Origin of the sequence: Pantoea sp. C2G6, from assembly GCF_051336815.1 — a bacterium.
Classification (GTDB): Bacteria; Pseudomonadota; Gammaproteobacteria; order Enterobacterales; family Enterobacteriaceae; genus Pantoea.
In genome coordinates this window covers 79,191-91,032 of sequence record NZ_JBGMNJ010000008.1, presented here as the reverse complement: position 1 = coordinate 91,032, position 11,842 = coordinate 79,191, and the positions used below count along the sequence as shown (strand labels likewise).

Sequence of the window (11,842 nt, the reverse complement as noted above, 5' to 3'; positions counted from 1 at the left end):
AAAAGGGGCCATAAAGGCCCCCTCTTCACGAAACTCGCACAAATCTGATCGTAAGCCGTACAGGGTGCAAACTGCTGCCTCATGCCGCGACGATCAGATTTTTCAGACTTAGCGACGCAGACCGAGGCTCTCGATCAGGCTGCTGTAGCGTGCAACGTCTTTACGCTTCAGGTAGTCCAGCAGCTTACGACGCTGAGATACCATGCGCAGCAGACCGCGGCGGCTGTGGTGGTCTTTTTTGTGCTCAGAGAAGTGACCCTGCAGATGGGTAATCTGTGCAGTCAGCAGAGCAACCTGAACTTCAGTTGAACCGCTGTCGTTAGCACCACGACCATATTTAGCAACGATCTCTGCTTTAGCTTCTACGCTTAGAGACATAATAAACTCCAGTAAAAAATGAATGTATGGGTGCCGATCTCTAATTCAGCATCCCGCTTTAAAGCCGCGCTATTCTACTCTGCGCCCGATAGCAACGCAAATGCCCCATCAGCGAAAAGTGGGGTGCGCGACTTAATCCTGATACTCGACCACTAAACGACGCGGCGCCAGGCGACCATCGTCAGCGACTTCCGCCATGCCGATAAATTTACCCGCGTCCCCTTCCGTCACCCGGACCAGGCCCTGGGCGGGCGCATGCGCGGCCTGCACGGGTTGTCCCTGACGGAAGAAGGCGGCCACAGCCGGCGGAATATTCACTTCCGGGAAGTCAGAGGCGGGGCTGTCCATCGGTAACAGCAGCGGATCGAGCTGCGTTTCCAGCGGGATGCCAGCCTCGTTGGCTTCGGTCAGTAACGCATTGAGCTGCTCCAGCGTCACCATTCTTTCAAAGGGATAACGCGCGACCTGTACGCGACGCAGCATAATGACGTGTGCGCCACATCCCAGCTTCTCACCCAGATCATCAATGATGGTGCGGATGTAGGTCCCTTTGGAGCAGTGAATTTCCAGCTCCAGCTCATCGTCCTGCCAGCGGATAAATTGCAGTTCATAGACGGTGATCGGACGGGGTTCGCGCGCAATATCAATGCCCTGACGCGCATATTCATAGAGCGGACGCCCCTGATGCTTCAGCGCTGAAAACATCGACGGCACCTGAAGCGTTTCGCCACGGAAGCTCTCCAGCGCGCTATCCAGCTCAGCCTGACTGAAGCTGACCGGGCGCGTCTGCACCACGTTGCCATCGGCATCCGAAGTGTCAGTCCGCTCGCCCAGCCGGGCAATCACCCGGTAGCGCTTGTCGGAATCCAGCAGGTACTGCGAAAACTTCGTCGCTTCTCCGAGGCAGATCGGCAGCATGCCGGTCGCCAGCGGATCCAGCGCGCCAGTGTGCCCTGCGCGATTGGCGTTGAAGATACGCTTCACTTTTTGCAGGACATCATTCGACGAGACGCCTTGCGGCTTATCCAGCAGCAACACGCCATGGACGTCGCGACCGCGACGACGCGGACGGCTCATTACGCCTCCTCGTCATCGCCCGTGGCGTCTGGACCACGGCGCTCAGCATCGTTTTTCACGACGCTGGTGACGAGATTGGACATGCGCATCCCTTCGACCAGTGAATTGTCGTAGAAGAAGGTCAACTCCGGCACGATGCGCAGACGCATCGCTTTACCCAGCAGAATGCGGATATAGCCGGAGGCTTCTTTCAGCGCCTTCAGGCCCTGTTTCACCGCGTCTTCATCTTTGTCATTCAGGAAAGTGACAAACACTTTTGCGTAAGCAAGATCGCGTGACACTTCAACACCCGAAACGGTGACCATCATGCCAAGACGGGGATCTTTGATCTCACGTTGCAGGATCATCGCAATCTCTTTTTGCAGCTCTTGTGACACGCGCTGCGGGCGACCAAATTCTTTCGCCATCATTATTTCTCCCAAATAATTCGGGAGGCCAGAGGCCTCCCAAATTGCAACACATCAGCAATGACTTAGTCGATGGTGCGTTTAATTTCGATGATTTCAAAGACTTCGATCATATCGCCGACACGGACGTCATTGTAGTTCTTAACGCCGATGCCGCACTCCATGCCGTTACGCACTTCGTTTACATCATCTTTAAAGCGACGCAGGGATTCCAGCTCGCCTTCATAAATCACCACGTTGTCACGCAGAACACGGATTGGATTGTGACGCTTGATGTTACCTTCCGTCACCATACAACCTGCGATTGCGCCAAATTTCGGTGATTTGAACACGTCGCGCACCGCAGCCAGACCAATGATCTGCTGTTTGTATTCAGGTGCCAGCATACCGCTCATTGCCGCTTTAACTTCGTCAATCAGGTTATAGATGACGGAGTAGTAGCGCAGATCCAGACTTTCAGCGTCAATGACGCGACGCGCTGAGGCATCGGCACGCACGTTAAAGCCAACGAGGATAGCGTTAGAGGCAGCGGCCAGGGTCGCATCGGTTTCGGTGATCCCGCCCACGCCTGAACCGACAATCTTCACCTTCACTTCGTCGGTGGAGAGTTTCAGCAGGGAGTCGGAGATCGCTTCCACAGAGCCCTGAACGTCCGCTTTCAGCACGATGTTCAGCTCAGAAACTTCGCCTTCGGTCATGTTCGCAAACATGTTCTCCAGCTTAGATTTCTGCTGGCGAGCCAGTTTAACTTCGCGGAATTTGCCCTGACGATAGAGTGCCACTTCACGCGCTTTCTTCTCGTCACGCACCACGGTCGCTTCATCACCCGCAGCCGGCACGCCGGAGAGGCCCAGAATCTCAACCGGGATAGAAGGACCCGCTTCCATGACTTCGCGACCCAGTTCGTCACGCATTGCACGAACACGGCCATATTCGAAACCACAAAGCACGATGTCGCCTTTGTTCAGCGTACCTTCGCGTACCAGCACGGTAGCAACCGGACCACGACCTTTGTCGAGGAACGATTCGATGACCACGCCGCTCGCCATACCGGCACGAATAGCCGTCAGCTCCAGTACTTCCGCCTGGAGCAGGATAGCGTTAAGCAGGTCATCAATGCCGGTACCCGCTTTCGCAGAGACATTTACGAACATGTTCTCGCCGCCCCACTCTTCCGGGATGATACCGTACTGAGTCAGTTCATTTTTAACGCGATCCGGGTCAGCTTCTGGCTTATCACATTTGTTCACCGCAACCACAACCGGCACTTTAGCCGCTTTGGCGTGCTGGATAGCTTCGATGGTCTGAGGCATCACGCCATCATCCGCGGCGACAACCAGGATAACGATGTCGGTCGCCTGCGCACCACGTGCACGCATCGCGGTAAACGCGGCGTGGCCCGGGGTATCCAGGAAGGTGATCATGCCGTTATCGGTTTCGACGTGGTAGGCACCGATATGCTGAGTAATACCACCCGCTTCGCCAGAGGCGATTTTCGTGGAGCGAATATAGTCCAGCAGAGAGGTTTTACCGTGGTCGACGTGGCCCATGATGGTGACAACCGGCGCGCGAGACTCCTGCGCAGCATCGGTATCACGATCGTCCATTACCGCCTCTTCCAGCTCGTTCTCACGACGCAGGGTCACTTTGTGGCCCATCTCTTCGGCAACCAGCTGAGCAGTTTCCTGATCGATGACCTGATTGATGGTCGCCATTGCGCCCATCTTCATCATCGCTTTAATGACCAGAGAACCTTTCACCGCCATTTTATTCGCCAGTTCGGCTACGGTGATGGTTTCGCCAATCACCACATCGCGGTTAACCGCCTGCGCGGGCTTGTTGAAGCCATGCTGCAAGGTGCTTGGTTTACGATGCTTGCCACCTTTACCGCCACGAACCTGCGCACGCGCTTCTTCACGGTCAGTTTTGGCTTCAGAGTGTTTGTTGCCTTTTTTCGCCGGACGGGTTGCTTTTGCGGTGGTGCGTGCACGTGCACGGCCCGCTTCAACCTGACGATCGTTCTCGTCTTCCGCCTGACGGGCGTGGGTAGAGGTGGTGACGTGGTAGTCGCCTTTATCCTCTTCTTCCGGTTTTTCCCACTCGGCGGCCTTCTCTTCGGCCAGGCGGCGGGCTTCTTCTGCTACGAGGCGGGCAGCCTCTTCGAGCTTACGGCGGGCTTCTTCTTCAGCTTTACGCTTCAGTTCGGCGGCTTCAGCTTCGCGACGGGCTTTGTCACTCTGCGCGGCCCGGGTCACTTCGTCGGTAGGTTGATTTGTCACTTTCTCATTTTCCGCTGCTGCACGTTTGGCCTTGTCAGCGGCTTCGCGCCTGGCTTTATCTTCGGCTTCACGTTGCGCTTTCTGTTCAGCTTCGCGACGGGCTTTTTCTTCGGCCTCGCGTTGCGCCTGCTCTTCCGCTTCACGCTGCGCCTCGGCTTCCGCTTCTGCCTGAGCTTGCTCAGCCTCTGCATCACCTTTCACGTATGTGCGCTTTTTGCGGACTTCGATTTGCACCGACTTACTTTTACCCCCGGTGCCTGGAATATTCAAGGTGCTGCGCGTCTTACGTTGCAGCGTCAGCTTAGCTGAACCGACCTGACCGTGTTCACGGTTCAGGTGAGATAGTAAGGTTTCTTTCTCTTGCTGGGTCACGGCGTCATTTTCAGACTTCGGGATCCCCGCATCAGCAAATTGCTGTACCAGGCGATCGACCGGAGTCTGAATTTCTGCGGCCAGCGATTTTACGGTTACATCTGTCATGCTGTTCCTTCCTGTTATTACGCGTCATCGCCGAACCAGCAGATATTACGGGCGGCCATAATCAGCGCGCCGGCTTGCTCATCAGACATGCCTTCAATATCTGTCAGATCGTCAACACCTTGCTCAGCGAGATCTTCCAGCGTGCAAACGCCTTTCGACGCCAGGCGGAAAGCCAGCGCACGATCGAGGCCTTCAAGATTCAGCAGATCCTCTGCGGGCTCCTGATTACCAAGGCTCTCTTCTTTCGCCAGTGCCAGAGTGGTTAACGCATTTTTTGCTCGTTCACGCAGGGCTTCAATGGTCTCTTCGTCGAGGCCGTCAACTTCCAACAGCTCGTTGATTGGCACGTATGCCAGCTCTTCCAGCGAGGAGAAGCCCTCTTCCACCAGTACGGTGGCGAACTCTTCGTCGATATCGAGATGTTTGGTGAACATATCGATTGCTGCATGGGCTTCAGCCTGATGCTTAGCCTGCAAGTCATCGACGGTCATCACGTTCAGCTCCCAGCCACTCAGCTGCGAAGCGAGACGCACGTTTTGGCCATTACGGCCGATCGCCTGAGCCAGATTGCCAGCCTCTACGGCGATGTCCATGGTGTGGTTATCTTCATCAACCACGATTGACGCCACATCAGCCGGTGCCATCGCGTTGATAACAAACTGTGCCGGGTTATCGTCCCACAGCACAATATCGATACGCTCGCCGCCCAGTTCACTGGAAACGGCCTGAACGCGCGCGCCGCGCATGCCCACACAGGCACCCACCGGATCGATACGTTTGTCGTTGGTTTTGACTGCAATTTTAGCGCGCGAACCCGGATCACGAGCGGCGGCTTTAATTTCAATCACTTCTTCGCCAATTTCCGGCACCTCAATGCGGAACAGTTCAATCAGCATTTCCGGTTTGGAACGGGTGACGAACAGCTGCGCGCCACGCGCTTCCGGGCGAACGGAATAGAGTACGCCACGAATACGGTCGCCTGGGCGGAAGTTTTCACGCGGCAGCATATCTTCGCGCAGAATGACGGCTTCGGCATTGTTGCCTAAATCGAGGGAAATATTGTCGCGGTTAACTTTCTTCACCACGCCCGTGATAATTTCGCCTTCCTGCTCACGGAACTGATCAACCACCATCGCGCGCTCAGCTTCGCGCACTTTCTGCACGATAACCTGCTTCGCGGTCTGGGTGGTGATACGGTCAAAGGTGACCGATTCAATCTGATCTTCAACATATTCGCCCAGATTGAATGCTTCATCTTCGAAGCGGGCCGCATCCAGCGTGATCTCGCGCGTCGGCTGCGTCACCTCTTCTACGATTTCCCAACGGCGGAAAGTATCGAAATCGCCACTTCTGCGATCAATGCTGACACGTACGTCAATCTCTTGCTCGTACTTTTTCTTGGTCGCAGTCGCCAGCGCGCTCTCCAGCGCTTCGAAGATTTTCTCACGCGGCAGGGCTTTTTCGTTAGAAACGGCTTCTACAACAGCTAAGATCTCTTTGTTCATCCTGGTTAGCCTCAATCCGGACTTTTAAAAGTGGGGGACCAGGTTCGCTTTCTGAATATTACTCAGCGCGAACACTTCATCGCTACCCTCAACGTGCACCGTGATCATCTCGCCATCAACGGACTTAATGATTCCCTGCCATTTACGGCGGTTCTGAACGGCCATACGCAGCACCAGACTCACTTCCTCACCCATGAAACGGGTGTAGTGTTCTGCGGTGAACAGAGGACGATCGAGTCCCGGTGAAGAGACTTCAAGGTTGTAAGGTACGGTAATCGGATCTTCTACATCCATCACCGCACTTACCTGGTGGCTGACATCGGCGCAATCATCGACATTGATGCCATCTTCACTATCAATATAGATGCGCAGGATTGATGTGCGACTACGAACGAATTCAATGCCAACCAGTTCGTAACCCAGCGCTTCTACCGGAGCCGATACCAACTCTGTCAATTTTTGCTCTAATGTGGACAAGCCCACCCCCAAGACATAAAAAAAGGGCCTATAGCCCAGTATTACGATTCGCTAATAACAAAAAACCCCGAATAGTCGGGGCTTTTAATCACTGGACCCTGTACGCCGCAATGCGGCCCGGACTCCATCCAAAGAATTTTCTTTCAAAAAATAGCCGTGAATGCGTCCGTCGATGCATACAGTATATTTGAAAAAGAACTCAATGGGAAAGTGGTTGCGGGGGCCGGATTTGAACCGACGACCTTCGGGTTATGAGCCCGACGAGCTACCAGGCTGCTCCACCCCGCGTCCGAAAACGTGGCGAATAATACGCCAGACCTGCATAAAATGCAAGTGATACTACGATTTGGTACCGAGGACGGGACTTGAACCCGTAAGCCCAATCGGGCACTACCACCTCAAGGTAGCGTGTCTACCAATTCCACCACCACGGCACTACACTGACCACAACGATGCGTTGTGTTGACGACTTTACTTAGGAATATCGCTGCCCGGGGTTGCCGGTTGAGCTGGCTTTTCAGTCTGTTGAGAAGACTGCGCCGGCGCAGAAAGATTTTCCCACTCGCTTCCTTTCGATGCTTTATTGCTGTTCAGATTACCCAGAACCAGGCTGATGATGAAGAACAGCGCCGCTAAGATGCCAGTTGTGCGGGTCATGAAGTTGCCTGAACCCGAAGAACCAAACACCGTACCGGATGCGCCTGCACCGAATGAGGCTCCCATATCAGCGCCTTTGCCTTGTTGCAGCATAATCATACCCACAAGGGCGATCGCTACAATAAGGAAAACTACTAAAAGAGCTTGGTACATATCATCCTGTTCCTTGCACGGTAATCGTACAGTTAAAGCTTCAACCAGTATTGATGGGGAGTCTCGTCATCACCCATCAGAAGCGGGTGTGAATACTAACCAAAGGCGCATGGCTCTGCAAGCGCAATTTTCATCACCTACATCGATCGCAGAAAAAAGCGTCATTCCGGTGAGATAACAGGCAGTTCCACCCATTCTGAACCGCCTGTTACCGCCTTAAACCGCCTTAAACCGCCTTGACCTGATCGGCGATACGGTTAGCCAGTTCGGTGACCTGCGCCTCGTTTTCGCCCTCAACCATGACCCGAATCAATGGCTCGGTGCCCGATTTTCGCAGCAAAACGCGGCCACGGCCAGCCAGCGCTTTTTCTACTTCCGCGGTGACGGTTTTCACCGACTCACTTTGCAGTGGATCGTGCTCACCCGCAAAGCGCACGTTAACCAGCACCTGGGGCAACATTTTCATGCCGCTACAGAGATCGTGCAGGCTCATGTGGTTGCGCACCATCGCAGTGAGCACTTGCAAACTTGCCACGATACCGTCACCGGTGGTGGTTTTATCCAGCAGGATCACATGGCCGGAGTTTTCCGCGCCAAGACGCCACCCCTTCTCCTGCATCTTCTCCAGCACGTAACGGTCACCCACTTTGGCGCGCGCAAACGGAATACCGAGCTGCTTCAGCGCCAGCTCCAGACCCATGTTGCTCATTAAGGTGCCAACCACGCCACCGCGTAACTGCCCCTGACGCAGACCTTCTCGCGCAATGATGTAGAGGATCTGGTCGCCATCCACTTTCTCGCCCAGGTGGTCAATCATCATGATGCGATCGCCATCGCCGTCATAGGCCAGCCCGATGTCGGCCTTTTCCGCCAGCACGCGCTGTTGCAGCAGGCTGAGATCGGTGGCACCACACTCTTTGTTGATGTTCATTCCGTCTGGCTGGACACCGATAGCAATCACCGTCGCACCCAGTTCACGCAAAACGTTCGGCGCGATGTGATAAGTGGCCCCATTCGCGCAGTCGACCACAATTTTCAGGCCGTTCAGATTAAGCTCGCTGGGGAAGGTGCCTTTGCAGAACTCAATGTAACGCCCTGCGGCGTCGACGATACGGCTGGCGCGACCGAGCTGCGCTGACTCCACGCAGGTAATCGGCTTTTCCATTTCCAGTTCAATCGCCTCCTCGACATCATCCGGCAGCTTGGTGCCTTCCGACGAGAAGAACTTAATGCCGTTGTCATCAAACGGATTGTGCGAGGCTGAAATCACGATACCCGCTTCAGCCCGGAAGGTACGGGTCAGATAAGCAATCGCGGGGGTCGGCATCGGGCCGGTAAAGGCGGCGCTCAGGCCCGCCGCCGCCAGGCCCGCTTCCAGCGCCGACTCCAGCATATAGCCCGAGATGCGGGTGTCCTTACCGATGATGATCTTTTTAGAACCGTGGCGTGCCAGCACTTTACCGGCGGCCCAGCCCAGTTTCAGAACGAAATCGGGGGTGATGGGCGCTTCACCGACTTTGCCACGAATGCCATCGGTACCGAAATATTTACGATTACTCATGATGCTCCTTTTGCTCTTCGGGTCGCTTCGACCACGCGCATCGCTTCGGCCGTCTCTTTTACATCATGCGCGCGGATGATCTGCGCGCCCTGCATGGCAGCAATCACCGCGCAGCTCAGGCTGCCGGTTAAACGCTGTGACGGACCGACATTCAACAGCTGGCCAATCATCGATTTACGTGACATGCCCACCAGCAGCGGCAGGCCGAAGTGGTGGAACTCGCCCAGATGAGCCAGCAGTTCATAGTTGTGGCTGAGATTTTTACCGAAACCGAAGCCCGGGTCGAGTATCAGCCGCTCTTTTTTAATGCCGGCCGCTTCGCAACGGGCAATCTGCTGAGCGAAGTAAGTATCCACTTCGCTTAAGATATTGTCGTAGGAAGGAGCCTGCTGCATGGTGCGCGGTTCGCCCTGCATATGCATCAGGCAGATGGGCAGGCCGGTGGCCGCCGCCGCTTCCAGCGCGCCTGCCTCAGAGAGAGAACGAACGTCGTTAATGATGTGAGCACCCACTCGCGCGGCTTCGCGGATCACCTCCGCTTTGGAGGTGTCGACCGAGATCCAGACTTCGAAACGCTGAGCAATCGCCTCGACCACCGGGATTACCCGCTCCAGCTCCTCTTCAACACTCACCTCATCGGCGCCGGGGCGGGTCGATTCTCCACCGACATCGATGATGGTCGCGCCGGCATTGACCATCTCATTGGTGTGCGTCAGCGCATCGACCAGCGCGTTATGTTTACCACCATCAGAAAAGGAGTCCGGCGTGACATTCAGAATACCCATCACATGGGGAAAGGATAAGTCGAGATGGGAATCTCGGGCGAACAACTTCATGACGGAAACTCCTTGCTGATCAATATCTGGATGTAAAAAACCCCGGACCAGCCGGGGTTTTGTCTGACGATGTGGCGTCTTATTTGTTGTACTGCTCTGACATGGTATTGCCTGGGTTTGGCGTACGCGGTTCATCAACCGGACGTGGCGCTTTTGGCGTACCGTTATTGTCTGAGTTGCTGCCTGGGTCTTCCCAGCCCGCTGGCGGACGCACTTCACGGCGTGCCATCAGGTCGTCGATCTGCGGTGCATCGATGGTTTCATACTTCATCAGCGCGTCTTTCATCGCGTGAAGGATGTCCATGTTCTCACCCAGGATGCGGCGAGCGCGCTGGTAGTTGCTGTCGATCAGGTGTTTAACTTCCTGGTCGATAATGCGGGCGGTTTCATCAGACATATGTTTTGCTTTCGCAACAGAACGTCCAAGGAACACTTCACCCTCTTCTTCGGCATAGAGCAACGGACCGAGTTTTTCCGAGAAGCCCCACTGCGTCACCATGTTACGCGCCAGGTTAGTCGCGACTTTAATGTCATTCGACGCACCGGTAGAGACATGTTCCGCTCCGTAGATGATCTCTTCTGCCAGACGACCGCCGTAGAGCGTCGAAATCTGGCTTTCCAGTTTCTGACGGCTGGCGCTGATCGCGTCGCCTTCAGGCAGGAAGAAGGTCACACCCAGCGCACGGCCGCGCGGGATAATCGTCACTTTGTGCACCGGATCGTGCTCTGGCACCAGGCGACCAATGATCGCGTGGCCCGCTTCGTGATACGCGGTTGACTCTTTCTGCGCTTCCGTCATCACCATGGAGCGACGTTCCGCACCCATCATGATTTTGTCTTTCGCTTTCTCAAACTCAACCATCGACACCACACGCTTGTTTGAACGGGCAGCGAACAGCGCAGCTTCGTTCACAAGGTTGGCCAGGTCGGCACCGGAGAAGCCCGGTGTACCACGCGCAATGATTGCCGCGTCAATATCGGTTGCCAGCGGCACACGACGCATATGCACTTTCAAAATTTGCTCACGACCACGAACGTCTGGCAAGCCAACCACCACCTGACGGTCAAAACGACCTGGACGCAGCAGCGCCGGGTCCAGCACGTCAGGACGGTTCGTCGCGGCGATAACGATAATGCCTTCGTTACCTTCAAAACCATCCATCTCAACCAGCATCTGGTTCAGGGTCTGCTCACGTTCATCGTGACCACCGCCTAAACCGGCGCCACGCTGACGACCGACCGCATCGATCTCATCGATAAAGATGATGCACGGTGCCGCTTTTTTGGCCTGCTCGAACATGTCGCGAACGCGGGACGCACCCACACCGACAAACATTTCGACGAAGTCAGAACCGGAGATAGTAAAGAAAGGCACTTTCGCTTCACCGGCAATCGCTTTTGCCAGCAAGGTTTTACCGGTACCGGGCGGACCCACCATCAGTACGCCTTTCGGAATCTTACCGCCCAGTTTCTGAAAACGGCTCGGTTCACGCAGATACTCAACCAGCTCAGCCACTTCATCTTTCGCTTCATCACAGCCTGCGACGTCGGCGAAGGTGGTTTTAATCTGGTCTTCGGTCAGCATGCGGGCTTTGCTCTTGCCGAAGGACATCGCGCCCTTGCCGCCCCCGCCCTGCATCTGACGCATAAAGAAGATCCACACACCGATCAGCAGCAGCATCGGGAACCACGAGATGAAGATCGACGCCAGCAGGCTCGGCTCTTCCGGTGGTTCGCCTACAACTTTGACGTTTTTGGTCAAGAGGTTATCGAGCAACTTGGGATCATTGACAGGAATGTAGGTCGTGTATTTATTGCTGTCTTTTTTAATAACGTTAATTTCACGCCCGTTAATACGTGCCTCGCGGACCTGATCCTGGTTCACTTCCGACAGGAAGGTTGAATAATCAACCCTACGGCCATTCGACTCGCTGGGCCCAAAGCTCTGGAATACTGACATCAGCACGACCGCGATGACTAACCAGAGAATCAGGTTTTTCGCCATGTCACTCAAGGGATTAACCTCATATTA

The 11,842-nt window shown here is 55.1% G+C and carries 10 protein-coding genes and 2 tRNA genes; all 12 read right to left on the bottom strand.

The features are described from left to right. Nucleotides 1-108 precede the first annotated feature (108 nt). A complete protein-coding gene (gene rpsO / locus ACCW71_RS12565) occupies nt 109-378 on the bottom strand; it encodes a 30S ribosomal protein S15 (RefSeq protein WP_003851063.1) in 270 nt (89 codons plus the stop codon). Nucleotides 379-510: 132 nt separating this feature from the next. Further along, nucleotides 511-1,455, bottom strand: coding sequence for a tRNA pseudouridine(55) synthase TruB (gene truB, locus ACCW71_RS12560; RefSeq protein WP_436371803.1), 945 nt, complete (start codon nt 1,453-1,455; stop codon nt 511-513). After that, a complete protein-coding gene (gene rbfA / locus ACCW71_RS12555; RefSeq protein WP_436371990.1) occupies nt 1,455-1,862 on the bottom strand; it encodes a 30S ribosome-binding factor RbfA in 408 nt (135 codons plus the stop codon). The genes truB and rbfA overlap by 1 nt, the downstream gene beginning before the upstream one ends. Nucleotides 1,863-1,927: 65 nt before the next feature. After that, nucleotides 1,928-4,621 (bottom strand): translation initiation factor IF-2, encoded by a 2,694-nt coding sequence (gene infB / locus ACCW71_RS12550; protein ID WP_436371801.1) that lies wholly within the window; start codon nt 4,619-4,621, stop codon nt 1,928-1,930. Nucleotides 4,622-4,638: 17 nt separating this feature from the next. Beyond that, nucleotides 4,639-6,126, bottom strand: coding sequence for a transcription termination factor NusA (gene nusA / locus ACCW71_RS12545; protein ID WP_436371799.1), 1,488 nt, complete (start codon nt 6,124-6,126; stop codon nt 4,639-4,641). Between the two features lie 24 nt (nt 6,127-6,150). Continuing rightward, nucleotides 6,151-6,603, bottom strand: coding sequence for a ribosome maturation factor RimP (gene rimP / locus ACCW71_RS12540; protein ID WP_337011216.1), 453 nt, complete (start codon nt 6,601-6,603; stop codon nt 6,151-6,153). 211 nt (nt 6,604-6,814) lie between these two features. Next, a tRNA-Met gene (locus tag ACCW71_RS12535) sits at nt 6,815-6,891 on the bottom strand. Between the two features lie 59 nt (nt 6,892-6,950). Next, nucleotides 6,951-7,037, bottom strand: a tRNA-Leu gene (locus ACCW71_RS12530). Nucleotides 7,038-7,074: 37 nt separating this feature from the next. Then, nucleotides 7,075-7,413: a preprotein translocase subunit SecG gene (gene secG, locus ACCW71_RS12525; RefSeq protein ID WP_436371797.1), complete on the bottom strand. Its 339-nt coding sequence runs from the start codon at nt 7,411-7,413 to the stop codon at nt 7,075-7,077. Between the two features lie 226 nt (nt 7,414-7,639). Continuing rightward, nucleotides 7,640-8,974 (bottom strand): phosphoglucosamine mutase, encoded by a 1,335-nt coding sequence (gene glmM / locus ACCW71_RS12520; RefSeq protein WP_436371795.1) that lies wholly within the window; start codon nt 8,972-8,974, stop codon nt 7,640-7,642. Next, nucleotides 8,971-9,810: a dihydropteroate synthase gene (gene folP / locus ACCW71_RS12515; RefSeq protein WP_436371793.1), complete on the bottom strand. Its 840-nt coding sequence runs from the start codon at nt 9,808-9,810 to the stop codon at nt 8,971-8,973. The genes glmM and folP overlap by 4 nt, the downstream gene beginning before the upstream one ends. Before the next feature lie 79 nt (nt 9,811-9,889). Next, nucleotides 9,890-11,815, bottom strand: a complete 1,926-nt coding sequence (gene ftsH, locus ACCW71_RS12510) for an ATP-dependent zinc metalloprotease FtsH (protein ID WP_436371791.1) — start codon at nt 11,813-11,815, stop codon at nt 9,890-9,892. Nucleotides 11,816-11,842 lie beyond the last annotated feature (27 nt).

Coding starts and splice junctions, on each gene's coding strand:
- rpsO (WP_003851063.1), bottom strand. CDS start 378: ATGTCTCTAAGCGTAGAAGCTAAAGCAGAGATCGTTGCTAAATATGGT.
- truB (WP_436371803.1), bottom strand. CDS start 1,455: ATGAGCCGTCCGCGTCGTCGCGGTCGCGACGTCCATGGCGTGTTGCTG.
- rbfA (WP_436371990.1), bottom strand. CDS start 1,862: ATGGCGAAAGAATTTGGTCGCCCGCAGCGCGTGTCACAAGAGCTGCAA.
- infB (WP_436371801.1), bottom strand. CDS start 4,621: ATGACAGATGTAACCGTAAAATCGCTGGCCGCAGAAATTCAGACTCCG.
- nusA (WP_436371799.1), bottom strand. CDS start 6,126: ATGAACAAAGAGATCTTAGCTGTTGTAGAAGCCGTTTCTAACGAAAAA.
- secG (WP_436371797.1), bottom strand. CDS start 7,413: ATGTACCAAGCTCTTTTAGTAGTTTTCCTTATTGTAGCGATCGCCCTT.
- glmM (WP_436371795.1), bottom strand. CDS start 8,974: ATGAGTAATCGTAAATATTTCGGTACCGATGGCATTCGTGGCAAAGTC.
- folP (WP_436371793.1), bottom strand. CDS start 9,810: ATGAAGTTGTTCGCCCGAGATTCCCATCTCGACTTATCCTTTCCCCAT.
- ftsH (WP_436371791.1), bottom strand. CDS start 11,815: ATGGCGAAAAACCTGATTCTCTGGTTAGTCATCGCGGTCGTGCTGATG.